Raw genomic sequence first — 16,345 nt, 5'->3', positions numbered from 1 at the left:
AGGAGTGTTCGTCATGAGTATCCAGGTCAAGGTTGTCCCGCACGATGCGGACCCCGCGCGCGCCCAGGCTATCCCGCTGCCATCAGACGGTGTAGTTCATCTGGATCAGCCCAGCCGTGTGGTGCTTGACATGCCGCCTGATGATATCGCGGCGTACACGCGTGAGGGCGATGATCTGATCGTGCGGATGAAAAGCGGCGAAATGCTGCGCGTTGCCCACTTCTTTGATCCAGCCCCTGAACCAAGCCAATTGTTCCTGACTCAGGAAGAGCGTCTGGTTGCGGTGCAGTTCTCCGGCACTGGCGAAGCAGGCGCATTGCTGGGCACATATGCGCCATTGAGTGTCGAGGCAGGATTCGAGTCACTGACTGCGGCGGGCATAGGCGCATCATCTGGCGGCCTCCTCGGGCCATTGCTGCTGGCTGGCGGGGTAGCGGCGGGCGCTGGCGCACTGGGTAGTATGAGCAAGCAGGACGACAGCAACCTGATCGCGCAGCCGCCGGCCTCGCCGCCCCCAGCGTCGCCCGTGCCGCCAGCGGCCGCCAGCAACTTGCGCATCGCGGAGAACGGCTTGCAGTTGACCGGAGCCGCGCAGGCTGGTGCCTGGGTACACGTCGACACCGATGGCGACGGACAGGTGGACCATATCGTGATGACCGAAAGCAGTGGCACCTTCGTTGTTGCCCTGCCTACTCCGTTGATCGATGGAGAAATGGTCTCGGTCGTGGTGATCGATCAGGTGGGCAATACCAGCCCGCCAGCGATGGTGCAGGCGCCGGACGTCACCCCGCCCGGTGCGGCCGGCAACCTGCAAGTGGCGCCCGATGGCAGCAGCCTCACCGGCACCGCGGAGGCAGGCGCGACGGTGGGTGTGGATACCAATGGCGATGGCGTGCCGGACGTGACCGCCGTGGTCGGCAGCGACGGCACCTTCACGGTACCGCTGCAGCCGCCACTCACCAATGGCGAACCGCTGACGGTGGTGGTGACCGACACAGCCGGCAACACCGGCCCCGGCGCCAGCGTCAACGCGCCCGACACCACGCCGCCGGCGGCGGCCGGCAATCTGCAGGTCTCGGCCGATGGCGGTAGCCTCACCGGCACCGCGGAGGCGGGCGCCACAGTGGGCGTGGATACCAATGGCGACGGCGTGCCGGACGTCACAGCCGTGGTCGGCAGCGATGGCACCTTCACCGTGCCCTTGCAGCCGCCGCTGACCGATGGCGAGACCCTGACCGTGGTGGTGACCGATCCGGGCGGCAACACCAGTCCGCCGGCCAGCGTGCAGGCGCCGGATCTGCTGGCGGCACCGGTCATCGACGCCAGCAACGGCAGCGTCATCGCCGGTACCTCGGAAGCGGGTGCGACCATCACCCTGACCGACGGCAATGGCGCACCGATCGGCCAGGCCATCGTCGATGCGTCCGGCAACTGGAGCTTCACCCCGGCCACACCGCTGGCGGACGGCACGGTGATCACGGCAGTCGCCAGCAATGCCGCCGGCACGGTCAGTCCGCCGGCGACCACCACGGTGGACGCGGTGGCACCCGCGGCACCGGTGCTGCAGCCGAGCAACGGCATGGAGATCAACGGCACGGCGGAGGCCGGTGCGACAGTGACGGTGACCGACGGCAACGGTGCGGTGATCGGGCAGGCCGCGGTCGATGCGTCCGGCAACTGGAGCCTCGTCCCCGCCAGTCCGCTGCCCGACGGCACGGTCATCACCGCTGTCGCCACCGATGCTGCAGGCAACGCCAGCCCGCCGGCGACGACCACCGTCGATGCGCTGGCGCCGGCCGCGCCAGTGCTGCAGCCGAGCGATGGCAGCGCGATCGTCGGCACGGCGGAGGCCGGCGCGACGGTCACCGTCACCGACGGCAACGGCACGGTGATCGGCCAGACCACCGCCGATGGCGCCGGCAACTGGAGCGTCACACCGGGCACGGCCTTGCCGGACGGCACCGTGGTCAACGTCGTCGCCACGGACGCGGCCGGCAACGTCAGCCCGCCCGCATCGCTCACCGTGGATGCGCTGGCACCGGCGGCGCCGGTGCTGCAGCCGAGCAACGGCACGGTGATCGTCGGTACCGCCGAGGCGGGGGCGACGGTGACGGTGACCGACGGCAACGGCACGCTGATCGGACAGACCACTGCCGATGGCGCGGGCAACTGGAGCGTGACCCCGGGCGCCGCGTTGCCCGATGGCACCGTGGTCAACGCCGTGGCCACCGATGCGACCGGCAACGTCAGTCCGCCGGCGACGACCACGGTGGATGCGCTGGCGCCGGCGGCGCCGGTGCTGCAGCCGAGCAATGGCACGGCGATCGTCGGGACTGCCGAGGCGGGTGCGACGGTCACCGTCACAGATGGCAACGGCAACTTGATCGGGCAGACGACGGCCGATGGCGCCGGCAACTGGAGCGTGACCCCGGGCGCCGCGTTGCCGGATGGCACGGTGGTGAATGCTGTGGCCACCGACGCGGCCGGCAATGCCAGCCCGCCGGCTTCCGCCACGGTCGATGCGCTGGCACCGGCTGCGCCGGTGCTGCAGCCGAGCAATGGCACGGCGATTGTCGGTACGGCGGAGGCGGGTGCGACCGTCACGGTGACCGACGGCAACGGCACGCTGATCGGGCAGACCACCGCCGATGGCGCCGGCAACTGGAGCGTCACACCGGGCACGGCCTTGCCGAACGGCACGGTGGTAAATGCCGTGGCCACCGATGCCGCCGGCAATGTCAGTCCTCCGGCGACCACCACGGTGGATGCGCTGGCACCGGCGGCACCGCTGGTCACGATCAGCCTGGACGGCAGCCTGCTCACCGGCACCGCCGAAGCCAACGCGCAACTGCGTGTGGTGGTGAACGGCGATACCGCCAATCCACTGTTGATCCAGGCCGATGGCAATGGCGCCTTCAGCCTGCCGCTGGTGCCGGCGCTGGTGATCGGGCAGGCACTGTCGGTGGTGGCGGTCGATGCCGCCGGCAACGTCAGCCCGCCCGCACTGCTCACTGCCCCGGATCTGTCGCCGCCGCTGCTCAGCGTGCCCGAGGCCGGCGATACCTGGATCAACGCTGCGGAAATCGGCGACGGCATCCAGGTGGTGGTGCAACTGCGGCCGAACATGCTGGTCGGCCAGGTGGTCACCGTGCATTTCGCCGGCCAGAACGGTTACGTGGTGGATGTCCCGCATACGCTCACCAGCGGCGACCTCGCTGCCGGCAACGTGGTGGTCTCGGTGCTGCCGCCGAGCGGCGGCGCCGCGTTGCCGCAGGGCGCCGCGACGGTCACCGCCGATCTCAACGGGGGCCCGGCCTCGTCCTCGGTCGGCTTCACCATCGATACGATCCCGCCGGCCACCCCGGTGCTGTCGCTGGTCGCCAATCTGCTGACGATTTCCAGCGAACCGGGCACTGCACTGACGGTCAACGTCAATGTGGGCGGCGTGCAGGCCACGGCCACGCTGACGGCCGACAACAGCGGCCTGGCCTCGCTGGATCTGCTCACCGGCCTGGACATCGGCCTGAGTTGGTCGCAGTTGTTGAACGCGCAGGTGTCCGTAGTGGGCGCCGATCCGGCGGGCAACACCAGTTCGGTCGCCTCGCTGGGGGTTGGCGCCAACATCGCGCAGCCGCTGACGCTGGGCGACTTCGGGCTGGACTTCGCATTGCTGCCGGCGACCTTCGGATTCAGCGGCAACGCCGACCCCAATGTCAGCCTGGCGATCCGCGTCATCACTCCGGCGCTCAATGTCGAACTCACGCCCATCCAGGCCGACGCCAATGGTGACTTCGCCTTGAACCTGCTCAGTCCCAGCGTCCTGAGCCAACTCGGGCTCACCGCGTCCGGCGTGCTCAACCTTGGCGCGCAGGTCGCCTTCGAAGTGGTCGCCACCGACACGCTGGGCAACGACAGTGCGCGCTATGGCATCAGCCTGTCCGGTAGCGGCGCGGCCCTGAGCATCGGCACCATCAGCGTGAACGGCACCGGCGGCATCGACATCCTGTCCGGCGCCGACGGCAGCAGCGAGCGCATCCTCGCCGGCGACGGCAGCGACCTGATCTTCAACATCGGCAGCGGCGATCAGGTGTTGGCCGGCAATGGCGACGACACCATCCAGATCACCGCGACCAACTTCACCAGCATCGACGGTGGCGCCGGCTTCGATACGGTGCTGTTCGCCAACGGCATCGACCTGGACTACAACGCGGCAGGCGTGGGCACGCTGTCCAACATCGAGCGTATCGACCTGGGCAAGGGCGACTCCGGAAGTACCCTGACCCTGACCGCGTCGGAGGTGCTGGCGATCACCGACGGCAACGATACCTTGCAGATCACCGGCGACAGCGCGGATGTGCTCAACGTCGTCGGTGCCGTCGACAGCGGCACAACACAGGCGATCGATGGCATCACCTACCACGTCTACAGCTTCGGCAGCGCCACGTTGCTGGTGGAGGACAACACGCTTGCGGTGGTGACGGCCTGATGGGGGAGACCTGCACGCACGGCCGGCGCGTGCGCCGGCCTGGCCGGGCGGCCAGCGCCTGCGTCTGGCTGTTGCTGGCGGTGCCGCCAGGTGCCTTCGCCATGTCGCTGGCCCAGGCGGTGCAACAAGGCCTGAGCAGCGAGCCGCAACTGCGCGCGGCGATGGCCGAGGCGGCACGTGCCGCCACCGACGTGCGCATCGCACGCAGCGGCTACTACCCGGCGTTGTCGGTGGGCGCCGGGCCCAAGGCAATGGATCCCGGCGAGGTGGTCTACGACGTCAACCTCTCGCAGATGCTGTACGACTGGGGCCGTGTGTCGAGCAGGGTCGCGGCGGCACGGGCGCAGCAGCGCGGGCAGGACGCCGGGGTGGAGGTCGCCGCCGACGATGCCGCGCTGGCGATCGTGGACGTGTACCTGGACGTACTGCTGGCGCAGCAGCGGCTGCAGGCGGTGCAGGCGCACCTGCAACGCCTGCAGGCCATCGCCGACCTCAGCGAAGCGCGCAGCGGTGGCTACGCCGATCGCAGCGAACTGGAGCGCACACGGCTGGAACTGGCGCGCGGGCAGGACCAGTTGGCGTCCGAGCAGGGCACGCTGCAGGAGGTGCGCAACCAGTTCCTGTTGCTGGTTGGCACGGAGGCCGAGGGTCTGCTCGAACCGGACCTGCCGGACCTGCCGCAACTGGCGCCGGCGCAGCTGGCGCGGACGGTGGACGCCTCGCCCTTGCTGCGCAAGGCCAACGAACAGGTGCGTGCCGCCGAAGCGGAAGTGCGCGAGGCCCGCGCGGCGTTGAAGCCGCAATTGAATCTGGAAGCCGCCGCGCTGCGCCGCGACGTCGGCGGGCGCCTGCAGAACGATTCGACCATTTCGCTGCGCCTGAGCATGGACGTCTTTCAGGGCATGTCGACGTTCCTGCGCCCGCAGGCCGCCCGGCAGCGCCTGGAAGCGGCGCAGTGGAACGTGGATGCCGTGCGCCGCGAGATCCTGCGCACCGTGCAGACGCTGGCCGATGCCGGCGATGCGCTGCGCGGGCGCGAGCAGGCACTGCTGCAACAGGCGCAGCAGGCGGTGGAGGTGGCCGAGCTCTACCGCGAGCAGTTGAGCGTGGGCCGGCGCGAGGTGATCGAACTGCTCAACGTACAGCGCGAGCGGCTGGAGGCCGAACGTCAGTTGATCGCGTTGCGGATCGAACGTAAGCGCCTGCGCTGCCGTGCCGCGGCGCAGGTCGGGGCGTTGCAGGCCATGTTCCGGGAGAGCGCCCATGCAGGTTGAGGACAATTCGGCGGTGTCGATCGGCGCCCCGCAGGCAGCGGACGTGGATGGCCTGCGGCCTGGCCTGTTGTTGCTGTGCCAGCGCCTGGGGCGGCCGTTGACCGATGCCGAACTGGTGGATGGCATTGCGCTGGATCAGGGGCGACTGCCCTTGCAGTTGGTCCCCCGGGCACTGCGCCGTGCCGATCTCAATGCCGACGTGCTGGACTATCCGCTCGCGGGGATGGACGGCTATCTGCTGCCCGCGCTGCTGTTGCTGCACGATGGTCGCACCCTGCTGCTGGAGGCGATCGAGTCGGAGAATGCTCGGGTGCTGCTGCCGCATGCCAGTGGCGGCGAGCAGACCATGCCGCTGTCCGAAATGGAGCGGCTGTACAGCGGCTCGGCGGTATTCGCCAAACCCCGCTTTCGCGACGATGGACGCATCGGCGGCTATGCCGGCAGCGACGCGGAGCACTGGTTCTACGGCCCGCTGAAGAAGTTGTGGCGCTCTTACGCCGAAGTGGCGACGGCGGCGATGGTCGCCAACCTGCTGGCGATCGCCACCGCGCTGTTCGCAATGCAGGTCTACGACCGCGTGGTGCCCAACGCGGCCTTCGATACCTTGTGGATCCTCGCCAGCGGCGTGGTCCTGGCGATCGTGCTGGAAGGCGTGTTGCGCACCCTGCGCGGGCAGTTGCTGGCGGTGCTGGGCAAGCGCCTGGATCTGCAGTTGTCCACGCTGCTGTTCTCGCGCGTGCTGGCCATGCGCATGGCGGCCAAACCGGGGTCGATGGGAGCCTTCAGTACGCAGGTCCGCGAGTTCGAGTCGGTGCGCGAGTTCTACACCACGTCCAGCGCAGCGCTGATCAGCGATTTGCCGTTCGTGGCGATCTTCCTAGCCATCATCGCCTTGATCGGCGGCCACGTGGTGTGGGTGCCGCTGGTCGCCTGCGTGTTGATGGTGCTGCCCGGGCTGCTGGCGCAGCGCCTGCTCGGCGCACTGTCGCGGCAGAACCTGCGCGAGGGCGCGATGAAGAACGGCCTGCTGCTGGAGGCGTTCGAGCATCTGGAATCGATCAAGGCCGCGCGTGCCGAGGGTCGCTGCCAGGGCCTGTGGGAGGGGCTGACCGCGCAACTGGCGGCCTCGGCGATGAAGACCCATTCGCTGACCACCGCGCTCAGCTATGCCGCCTCGGTGGTGCAGCAGCTGGCCTACGTCGGTGTGGTGGTGTTCGGCGTCTATCGGATCCAGCAGGGCGAGATGACCGTCGGTGCGCTGGTGGCCTGCTCGCTGCTGGCCGCGCGCGCGATCGCACCGCTGGGGCAGGCGGCCGCGGTGCTGGGGCGCTGGCAGCATACCCGGGTGGCGATGGAGGGGTTGGACCAGCTGCTGGGCGCAGCGCAGGAACGGCCGGCCGGCAAACGCTTCGTGCACAAGCTGCGGCTGAAGGGCGACTATCGCCTGGATGCGGTGACGCTGCGCCATGGCGATCAGCCGCCGGCGCTGGACGTGCAGGCGCTGCGAATCGGCGCCGGCGAGCGCGTGGCGTTGCTAGGCGGCAACGGCGCCGGCAAGTCCACCCTGTTGCGCCTGCTGGCGGGCCTGGTCGACGCGCAATCGGGGCGGCTATTGCTCGACGACGTCGCGATCGCGCAGATCGACCCGGCCGACCGCATGCGCAACATCGGCTACCTGCCGCAGGACGTGGCCCTGTTCCACGGCAGCCTGCGCGACAACCTCAACCTGCACGGCGCGGCGCTGGGCGACGACGAGCTGTACGCGGCGTTGGACGGGGTGGGGCTGGGGGCATTCGTGCGCGCGCATCCCTTCGGCCTGGATCTGCCCATCCAGGGCAACAGCAGCCTGTCCGGAGGACAGCGCCAGGCGCTGGGCCTGGCCCGGCTGCTGCTGCAGGATCCCGGCGTGGTGCTGCTCGACGAGCCCACCGCAGCCTTCGACCAACACAGCGAGCAGCTGGTCATCGCCTACCTGCAGCGCTGGCTGGGCACGCGCACGCTGGTGCTGAGCACGCACAAGCGCAGCATGCTCGAACTGACCCGGCGTGCCGTGGTGCTGCGGCAAGGACGCGTGGTGGTGGATGGACCGGTGGAGCAGGTGCTGCAGGGCAACCGGGTACAGGCGCCGGCGCCGGCACTGGCGGGCGGCCATGGTTGAGCGCACCGCGATCGCACTGCGGCGGCGGTTGGCCGATCCGCTGCTGGCCTCCACCCATCCGCTGTACCGGCCGTTGTTGTGGACCGTGTTGGCGACAGTGGCGATCTTCCTGGCCTGGGCGGCCTGGGCCGAGCTGGACGAGGTCACCCGTGGCGATGGCCGGGTGGTGCCGTACAGCCGCATGCAGAAGATCCAGAGCCTGGAGGGCGGGATCCTGGACCGGCTGCTGGTGCAGGAGGGCGAACTGGTCAAACCGGGACAGCCACTGGTGCGCCTGGAACGCACCCACTTCCTGACCAACTACCAGGAGTCGGTCAACCAGGAGCAGGTGCTGCATGCGGCGATCGCGCGGCTGGAGGCCGAAGTGCTGGGCAAGAACAGCATTGCGTTCCCGGCGCAGGTCGCCGACAACCAGGCCTTGCAGCGTTCCGAGCGCGACCTGTTCGAGTCCCGCCGCAGCAAGCTGGCCGAAGGCAGCCAGGCGATCCAGCGGCAGATCCGCCTGGCCCAGGACCAGTTGAACATCGTGCGGCCGTTGGTGGCCCGCGGCGCGGTCAGCCAGGTCGAATCACTCAAGCTCAGCCAGGACATCGCCACCTTGCAGGGCCGGCTCGGCGAGCTGCGCAACACCTATTTCCAGGAGGCCTACACCGAGCTGGCGCAGCGCAAGGCCGACCTCAGCGCGCTGGAGCCGATCGTGCGCCAGCGCCAAGACCAGTTGCGCCGGACCGAGATCCTGTCGCCGGTGCGTGGGCGGGTGAACACCGTGCTGATCAACACCCGCGGCGGCGTGATCCCACCGGGCGAGCCGATCATGGAGATCATCCCGGTGGAGGAGCGGCTGCTGGTGGAAGCCAGGATCAAGCCGCGCGACGTGGCGTTCCTGGTGCCGGGCATGAACGCGCGGGTCAAGATCACCGCCTACGACTACACCATCTACGGCGAGCTCAGCGGCACGGTCGAGCAGATCAGCGCCGACACCATCGAGGAGCAGACGCCGCAAGGCAAGGAATCGTTCTACCAGGTGCTGATCCGGACCGACGGCAGTCAGTTGCAGCGCAGCGGTGAGCCGCTGCCGATCATTCCGGGCATGGTGGCCGAGGTCGACATCCTCACCGGCAAGCGCAGCGTGCTCAATTACCTGCTGCGGCCGCTGTTGAAGGCGCGGTTGCGCTGAGCGCGGCCGCGCCCAGTCCAGCTCAGCTGCGTGACTCGACCAGAGAGATGCCTACCCGATCCACCGTTTTGTCGAGTTCGGTCACCGCTGCCACTGGCGCGCAGTAGGACGCAATCGGTCAGAGGCAGAGTGCGGCCTGCCGATTTATGGCGCGTGTCTGTTGTCTGAGTCGTGGGCGTCGGAACGGACATGCCCTCCGCCTCGCCTTCGGCGCGTGTCGTCGCCGAAGACGCGGGTCGTGATGCATGCGCCGGTTCCCCGTCGCCATTGTGGCGAGGCGCCGGGCCCGGGCGTCAAGGCCAGGTTGCTTCGAGAAGACGGGGGCGGGCGGCGGCGGGCGGCTGCCGCGCTGCGTGGCCGCACCGGATTGCGGACACAAAAAAACCCGGAAAACTGTGGTTTTCCAGGCTTCTTGTGACCTTGAAACTGGTCGGGGAGACAGGATTCGAACCTGCGACCTCTACGTCCCGAACGTAGCGCTCTACCAGACTGAGCTACACCCCGAAGGAGCCGCACATGATACGGAGGTCTTCCGCATTCGGCAAGCGCCTTTGCAAAAAAATTTCAGTCCCCCGCGGCGGCCGCGTCGGCCGCGTCCGCGGCGTTGCGCTCGCGGGCCTCGAACCACATCCCGTTGAGGATGGCGGCGGTGGAGGCCAGGCCGACACCGAGAATCCAGGCGAAGTACCACATGATCGTTTCTCCTTGCGGGCGCGTCAGTACGCGTTGGGGTTGTCGTCCAGGGAGGCGGCGGTGACCTTGCCCTTCAGCACGCGGTACACCCAGGTGGTGTAGCCGAGGATGATCGGCAGGAACACCACGGTGGCCAGCAGCATGATCCACAGGGTCAGGTGGCTGCTGGAGGCGTCCCACACGGTCAGGCTGGAGCCCGGCTGGCTGGAGGACGGCAGCAGGAACGGGAAGATCGCAAAGCCCACGGTCAGGATGATGCCGGCGATGGCCGCACCGGAGGCGATGAACGCCAGGCCGCCGCGGCGCTTGCGCAACAGCGCCGCGCTGAGCAGCAGGCCGAGCAGGCCGGCGGCCGGGGCCAGGGCCGTCAGCGGCATGGTCTTGTAGTTGTGCATCCAGCCGCCCACCTCGCCGAGCACGGCGGTCTTCAGCAGCGGGTTGGTGGCGCCGTCGGTGACCACCTGCGAAGTGACCGCATAGCCGGGCAGGCCGGTGGCCGCCCATACTCCGGCGCCGGCGAACAGCGCGCAGGCCGCCAGGGCGGCGATGCTGCCGTAGCGCGCCGCGCGCTCGGCCACCGGGCCGTCGGTCTTCAGCACCAGCATCGCCGCGCCGTGCGCCACCAGCATGCTCACGCTGAGCAGGCCGGCGAGCAGGGCGAACGGCATCAGCAGGCCGAAGAAGCTGCCGGTGTAGAACACCCGCAGGGTGTCGTCGAAATGGAACGGCACGCCCAGCAGCACGTTGCCCACCGCCACGCCCATGATCAGCGCCGGGATGAAGCCGCCGACGAACAGCGCCCAGTCCCAGCCGTTGCGCCAGCGCTGGCTGGGCAGCTTGCCGCGGAACTTGAACCCGACCGGGCGCAGGATCAGCGCGAACAGGATCACGAACATGGCCAGGTAGAAGCCGGAGAAGCTCACCGCGTACAGCGGCGGGAAGGCGGCGAAGATCGCGCCGCCGCCCAGGATCAACCAGACCTGGTTGCCTTCCCAGACCGGGCCGATGGTGTTGACCACCAGCCGGCGTTCGGCGTCTGTCTTGGCCACGAACGGCAGCAACGCGCCGACGCCCAGGTCGAAACCGTCCATCACCGCGAAGCCGATCAGCAGGATGCCCAGCAGCAGCCACCAGATCACGCGCAGCGTGGTGTAGTCCAATGCAATGAAGTCCATGGTGTGTCTCCTGCCGGAATCAGAGGTGGCCGGCGGCCGCAGGCGCGGCGATCGGGGTGACGGGACGCGGGGCGGGTTGCAGCAGGGCGGGCAGGTCGTCCGGCCCCTTGCGGATCGCCTTGAGCATCAGCTTGATCTCGATGATCAGCAGCGTGGTGTAGATCGCCACGAAGCCGGCGAGGGTGATCAGGATGTCGTGCAGGGCCAGGCCGGAGGCGGCATAGAAGGTCGGCAGCACGCCTTCCACCGCCCACGGCTGGCGGCCGTACTCGGCCACGAACCAGCCGCACTCGATCGCGATCCACGGCATCGGCAGTGTCCACAGCGCCAGCTTCAGGAACCAGCGCTTGTCCTCGAAATTGTGCTTGCACGAGAACCACAGCGCGGCGGCGAAGAAGGCGATCAGGTAGAAGCCCAGGCCGGCCATCACCCGGAACGTCCAGAACAGCGGCAGTACGCGCGGCACCGTGTCCAGCGCGGCCTTGGCGATCTCCTCCGGCGTGGCGTTGAGGATGTCCTCGCGGTAGCGCTTGAGCAGCAGGCCATGGCCCAGGTCCTGCCAGTGGCGATCGAACACCGCGCGCGCCTCGGCGTCGTTGCGGTTGGCCTTGAGCCGCTGCAGCGCGCCGTAGGCGATCTGCCCGCCGCGCACGCGGTGCTCGGCGCGCTTGACCAGTTCCAGGATGCCCGGCACCGGCGTGTTCAACGAGCGCGTGGCGATCAGGCCCATCAGGTATGGCACCTTGATCGCGTAGTCGTTCTTGCCGGTGGCCTGATTGGGGATGCCGAAGGCGGTGAAGTCGGCCGGCGCCTGCTCTGTTTCCCACATCGCCTCGATCGCGGCCAGCTTCATCTTCTGGTGCTCGTTGGCGGCGTAGCCGCTCTCGTCGCCCAGCACCACCACCGACAGCGAGGAGGCCAGGCCGAACGCGGCGGCCACCGCGAACGAGCGCCGGGCGATGTCGCGGTGCTTGCCGCGCAGCAGGTACAGCGCGCTGATCGACATCACGAACACCGCGCCGGTCACGTAACCGGCGCTGACCGTATGCACGAACTTGGCCTGCGCCACCGGGTTGAACACCACCGCCATGAAGTCCACCACTTCCATGCGCATGGTGTCCGGATTGAACACCGCGCCGGTCGGGTTCTGCATCCAGCCGTTGGCGATCAGGATCCACACCGCCGACAGGTTGGTGCCCAGCGCCATCAGCCAGGTCACCATCAGGTGCTTGACCGGGGTGAGCTTGCTCCAGCCGAAGAAGAACAGGCCGATGAAGGTCGCCTCCAGGAAGAACGCCATCAGTCCTTCGATCGCCAGCGGCGCGCCGAAGATGTCGCCGACGTAGTGGCTGTAGTAGGACCAGTTCATGCCGAACTGGAACTCCATGACGATGCCGGTGGCCACGCCCATCGCGAAGTTGATGCCGAACAGCACGCCCCAGAACAGGGTCATGCGCCGCCACACGTCCTTGCGGGTCATGACGTACACGCTCTCCATGATCGCGATCATGAAGGACAGGCCCAGGGTGAGCGGGACGAACAGGAAGTGGTACATCGCGGTCATGGCGAACTGCAGCCGCGACAGCTCTACGACAGTGGTGTCGATCATGGCTGTGCTACCTCGTGGAAGATGTGCATCTGGGTGGCCGAGTGGCGGGAGATTGGAGGCGATCTTCCGCCGCTGCGGCGCGTTCGACCTTGATTCAGATCAATGTGCGGGACCGGGGTGCCCGGCATCGTGGCGGCCACGGCGGTTCCGGTCCGGAAGCGCCTTCCCGCTAAACTGGCGACTTCGTTCGCCGCGCCGAGCCCGTTTTGACCGATTCCGCCGAGCCGTCCACTGCACTGCCCGCCGATACGCCGCAGCAGCGGCAGCAGCGCATGCGCTGGCTGGAGGGCCTGGCTGCGGCCGCGCGCGGCCGCCAGCGCCTGGCTGCGGCGGCGATCAGCGCGTCCGGCGCGCTGCTGATCGTGCAGGCCGGTGCCATCGCCTGGCTGGTGCAGGCGCTGCTGGTCGAGCGCCGTGACCTGGCGCAGGCACTGCCGGCCTTGGGCCTGCTGGCGCTGGTGTTGGTCCTGCGCGCCGGGCTCGGCGTCGCCGCGCAGCGGGCTGCCGGCGATGTCGCCGATGCGGCCAAACTCGAGCTGCGCCGGCGCGTGTACCGGCAACTGCTGCAGCGCGGTCCGCTGTGGCTGCGTGGGCAGCGCAACGGCGAACTGGGCGAACTGCTGCTGGCGCATGGCGATGCGCTGGACGGTTACTACGCCGGCTACCGGCCCGCGCGCTGGGAAGTGAGCGTGGTGCCGCTGCTGATCGTGCTGGCGGTGGCGTGGAGCGACTGGGTGGTCGGTCTGATCCTGTTGTTCACCGCGCCGCTGGTGCCGATCTTCATGATGCTGGTGGGCTGGGGCGCCGAGGCTGCCGGCCGCCGTCAGTTGCGCGAACTGGCGCGGATGGGCGGGCACTTCGCCGACCGGCTCAAGGGCCTGGGCCTGTTGCGCCTGTACGGGCGCGGCGACGACGAACTGCGCGGGATCGCCGCTGCCGCCGAGGGCGTGCGCGAGCGCACGCTGAAAGTGCTGCGCATCGCGTTCCTGTCGTCCACCGTGCTGGAGTTCTTCGCCTCGGTCAGCGTGGCGATCGTCGCGCTGTACCTGGGCCTGAGCTACCTCGGCATGATCGCCCTGCACGGCAGCGTGCCGACCCTGGGTACCGGCGTGTTCTGCCTGCTGCTGGCGCCGGAGTTCTATGCGCCGCTGCGGCGCCTGGCCGCGCATTACCACGACCGCGCCAATGCGCTGGCCGCGGCGGCCGAGGTGGAGCGCATGCTGGAAAGCCTGCCGCAGGCCATGGATGCGCCGGCTGCGCACGCCGAGGGGGCCGCCGTGCCGAACGACGCCGCTGCCGAGGCAATGCCCGTCGCCGCGCCTTCCACAAGCGCGTCGCGCGAGGTACCGCTGCTGCAGGTGCGCGCGCTGCATCTGCGGCCGCTGGGCGCGCGTTGCGATGCGGTGCAGGATCTGAACTTCGCATTGCACGCCGGCCAGCGCCTGGCCCTGGTCGGCCCCAGCGGCAGCGGCAAGAGCACGCTGCTGGAAGCGCTGGCCGGGTGGCTGCCGCCGCGTGCCGGTACCTTGCAGGTGCGCAAGGGACTGCGCATCGGCTACGCCGGGCAGCGGCCGTATCTGTTCCACGGCAGCATCGCTGACAACCTGCGCCTGGCCGATCCGCAGGCCAGCGCTGCGCAACTGCATGCCGCCGCCGAGGCGGCGCAGGTGCTGCGCTTCGCCGCGCGGCTGCCGCAGGGGCTGGACACGCCGATCGGCGAGCGCGGCTTCGGCCTTTCGGGCGGCGAGGCGCGGCGCATCGGCCTGGCGCGACTGTTGCTGCGCGATCCCGAACTGCTGTTGCTGGACGAACCGACCGCGTTCCTGGACGCGGATACCGAGGCGGACCTGCTGCGCACGCTGGCGGACTTCGCCCGCGGCCGCAGCGTGATCGTCGCCACCCACAGCGAGGCGGCGATGCGCTGGGCCGATACCGTGCTGCGGTTGCCGGCCCGCAACGCCTCCGCCGCGACCCAGGGAGCGCAGCCATGAGCGGCACCCGCGACAGCTTGCGCGGCGTGTTCGGCCGCCATCTCGGCCGGCTGCTGCTGACCGCGCTGCTGGTGCTGTGCACGATGCTGGCCGGGGTCGGGCTGCTCGGCCTGTCCGGCGGTTTCCTCACCGCCGCCGCGCTGGCCGGCGCGGTCGGCATGGGCAGCGGCTTCAACTTCTTCTCGCCGTCGGCCGGCATCCGCGCACTGACCTTCGCGCGCATCGCCTCGCGCTACGGCGAAAAGCTGGTCGGACACGACGCGACCCTGCGCATCGCCCGCGACCTGCGGGTGTGGTTCTTCCGCCGCGCGCTGCCGCTGGCACCGGCGCGGCTCGGCGCCAGCCGCACCGGCGAACTGCTGGCACGGCTGATGTCGGACATCGGCGAGGTCGACGGCCTGGTGGTGCGCGCGCTGGCGCCGCTGGCCGCACTGCTCGGCGTCGGCACGATCGGCATTGCCGCGGCAGCGGCGATCCACGGGCCGGCGGCGCTGGTGCTGACCGCGCTGGCGTTGGCGATCGGGCTCGGCGTGCCGTGGGTGGTGGCGCGCGGCGGCGAGGCCCGCGAACGCGCACGCGCGCAGCAGCGCGAAGCCTTGCGTACCCTGGCCTACGAAGGCCTGGAGGGCGCCGCCGACCTGGCTGCGCTCGACGCGCAAGCCGCCTGGATCGCGCGCGTGGACGCCAGCGCGCAGGCGGTGCGCGCCGAGGACCGGCGTCAGCGGCAGCGGCTGATCGGCGGCAACGCCTTGCACGCGCTGTGCGCTGCGGCGGGCCTGTTGGCGATGCTGTGGGTGGCGCTGCGTGCGGCGCGTGCCGACGCGATCAGCGCCGAACAGGCCGCCGGCCTGGTGTTCCTGACCGTGGCCCTGCTCGAGGTCTGGGCCGGGGCCGGCCTGGCCTGGCAGGCGCTGCAGTCCGGCCGCGTCGCCGCGCGGCGCCTGCAGGCGATCGCCGGGCAGGCGCCACCAGTGCTAGACCCGGCGCAACCGCAGTCGCTGCCGGCCACTGGCGAGGTGCAGTTCGACGACGTCGTGTTCGCCTGGCCGGGCGAGGCGCGGCGCGTACTCGACGGTGTGTCCCTGCGCATCGCCCCGGGCGAGCGCATCGCCCTCTGCGGCGACAGCGGCAGCGGCAAGACCACCCTGTCGGCGCTGCTGCTGCGGCTGTGGGATCCGCAACAGGGCAGCGTGCGCTACGCCGGCACGGATTTGCGTGAGGTCGCCGAGGCACAGTGGCATCGCCGCGTCGCCTGGCTGCCGCAGGGCGCGCCGGTGTTCGCCGGCAGCGTGCGCGACAATCTGCGCCTGGGCGATCCATCGGCCGACGATGCGCGGCTGCAGCGGGTGCTGACCGACGTGCGGCTCGACGCCTGGCTGCACGAAGTCGGTGGCCTCGACGCCTGGCTCGGCGAAAACGGCGCCACCATGTCCGCCGGCCAGGCGCGGCGCCTGGCCCTGGCCCGTGCCCTGTTGCGCGAGGCACCGTTGCTGGTGCTGGACGAACCCACCGAAGGTCTGGACGTGGACACCGCGCAGGCGCTGCTGCGCGACCTGGCACAGGCGCTGGGCCAGCGCAGCCTGCTGCTGATCAGTCACGATGCGCTGCCCGACGGTGTGGTGCATGTGCGCTATCGCTTGCAGGGCGGACAGCTCGTGCGCAGCGTCGAAGCGTCGGGCGATGACACGGTGTGAGACACGCGCAGCGTGACTGGTCGCGCGTGGCGCACGTGTGCCACGAATGGCGGCGACCTCCAAGCACGCACGTCGCAGAACGATGGCA

The 16,345-nt window shown here is 69.6% G+C and carries 9 protein-coding genes and 1 tRNA gene; 6 read left to right on the top strand and 4 right to left on the bottom strand.

Features of this window, described 5'->3' with window-relative positions:
* The first annotated feature begins 13 nt into the window (after positions 1–13).
* The 4 genes from SLW56_RS00140 to SLW56_RS00125 all read left to right on the top strand — a co-directional run bounded on the left by SLW56_RS00140 (position 14) and on the right by SLW56_RS00125 (position 9,095).
* Positions 14–4,486: an Ig-like domain-containing protein gene (locus SLW56_RS00140; protein WP_320694171.1), complete on the top strand. Its 4,473-nt coding sequence runs from the start codon at positions 14–16 to the stop codon at positions 4,484–4,486.
* A gap of 101 nt (positions 4,487–4,587) precedes the next feature.
* Positions 4,588–5,760 (top strand): TolC family protein, encoded by a 1,173-nt coding sequence (locus tag SLW56_RS00135; RefSeq protein WP_320694170.1) that lies wholly within the window; start codon positions 4,588–4,590, stop codon positions 5,758–5,760.
* Positions 5,750–7,918 (top strand): type I secretion system permease/ATPase, encoded by a 2,169-nt coding sequence (locus tag SLW56_RS00130; protein ID WP_320694169.1) that lies wholly within the window; start codon positions 5,750–5,752, stop codon positions 7,916–7,918. The genes SLW56_RS00135 and SLW56_RS00130 overlap by 11 nt, the downstream gene beginning before the upstream one ends.
* The gene (locus SLW56_RS00125; protein WP_320694168.1) at positions 7,911–9,095 is read left to right on the top strand and encodes an HlyD family efflux transporter periplasmic adaptor subunit; all 1,185 of its coding nucleotides are present in this window, start codon (positions 7,911–7,913) and stop codon (positions 9,093–9,095) included. Before SLW56_RS00130 ends, SLW56_RS00125 begins: the two co-directional genes overlap by 8 nt.
* Positions 9,096–9,522: 427 nt before the next feature.
* Here SLW56_RS00125 and SLW56_RS00120 read toward each other — a convergent pair.
* The 4 genes from SLW56_RS00120 to SLW56_RS00105 form a co-directional block, all read right to left on the bottom strand.
* A tRNA-Pro gene (locus SLW56_RS00120) sits at positions 9,523–9,599 on the bottom strand.
* A gap of 60 nt (positions 9,600–9,659) precedes the next feature.
* Positions 9,660–9,788, bottom strand: a complete 129-nt coding sequence (gene cydX / locus SLW56_RS00115; RefSeq protein WP_010343450.1) for a cytochrome bd-I oxidase subunit CydX — start codon at positions 9,786–9,788, stop codon at positions 9,660–9,662.
* Between the two features lie 23 nt (positions 9,789–9,811).
* Positions 9,812–10,963: a cytochrome d ubiquinol oxidase subunit II gene (gene cydB, locus SLW56_RS00110; protein WP_152237528.1), complete on the bottom strand. Its 1,152-nt coding sequence runs from the start codon at positions 10,961–10,963 to the stop codon at positions 9,812–9,814.
* Positions 10,964–10,982: 19 nt separating this feature from the next.
* On the bottom strand, positions 10,983–12,572 hold the full coding sequence (locus SLW56_RS00105) for a cytochrome ubiquinol oxidase subunit I (RefSeq protein WP_017910523.1): 1,590 nt from the start codon (positions 12,570–12,572) through the stop codon (positions 10,983–10,985).
* 272 nt (positions 12,573–12,844) lie between these two features.
* Here SLW56_RS00105 and cydD point away from each other — a divergent pair, with 272 nt between their 5' ends.
* Together cydD and cydC are read left to right on the top strand one after the other, a co-directional pair.
* A complete protein-coding gene (cydD, locus tag SLW56_RS00100) occupies positions 12,845–14,563 on the top strand; it encodes a thiol reductant ABC exporter subunit CydD (protein ID WP_320694386.1) in 1,719 nt (572 codons plus the stop codon).
* Complete coding sequence (gene cydC / locus SLW56_RS00095) at positions 14,560–16,257, top strand: thiol reductant ABC exporter subunit CydC (RefSeq protein ID WP_320694167.1); 1,698 nt, start codon at positions 14,560–14,562, stop codon at positions 16,255–16,257. The genes cydD and cydC overlap by 4 nt, the downstream gene beginning before the upstream one ends.
* Positions 16,258–16,345 lie beyond the last annotated feature (88 nt).

It is taken from the genome of Xanthomonas sp. LF07-6 (assembly GCF_034105445.1).
GTDB lineage: Bacteria > Pseudomonadota > Gammaproteobacteria > Xanthomonadales > Xanthomonadaceae > Xanthomonas_A > Xanthomonas_A sontii.
The sequence above is the reverse complement of the archived record's forward strand: the minus strand, read 5'-3'. Positions and strand labels throughout refer to the sequence as shown.

Excerpts from the sequence above, each read along its gene's own strand:
- SLW56_RS00140 (WP_320694171.1), top strand. The coding sequence starts at position 14 with ATGAGTATCCAGGTCAAGGTTGTCCCGCACGATGCGGACCCCGCGCGC.
- SLW56_RS00135 (WP_320694170.1), top strand. The coding sequence starts at position 4,588 with ATGTCGCTGGCCCAGGCGGTGCAACAAGGCCTGAGCAGCGAGCCGCAA.
- SLW56_RS00130 (WP_320694169.1), top strand. The coding sequence starts at position 5,750 with ATGCAGGTTGAGGACAATTCGGCGGTGTCGATCGGCGCCCCGCAGGCA.
- SLW56_RS00125 (WP_320694168.1), top strand. The coding sequence starts at position 7,911 with ATGGTTGAGCGCACCGCGATCGCACTGCGGCGGCGGTTGGCCGATCCG.
- cydX (WP_010343450.1), bottom strand. The coding sequence starts at position 9,788 with ATGTGGTACTTCGCCTGGATTCTCGGTGTCGGCCTGGCCTCCACCGCC.
- cydB (WP_152237528.1), bottom strand. The coding sequence starts at position 10,963 with ATGGACTTCATTGCATTGGACTACACCACGCTGCGCGTGATCTGGTGG.
- SLW56_RS00105 (WP_017910523.1), bottom strand. The coding sequence starts at position 12,572 with ATGATCGACACCACTGTCGTAGAGCTGTCGCGGCTGCAGTTCGCCATG.
- cydD (WP_320694386.1), top strand. The coding sequence starts at position 12,845 with ATGCGCTGGCTGGAGGGCCTGGCTGCGGCCGCGCGCGGCCGCCAGCGC.
- cydC (WP_320694167.1), top strand. The coding sequence starts at position 14,560 with ATGAGCGGCACCCGCGACAGCTTGCGCGGCGTGTTCGGCCGCCATCTC.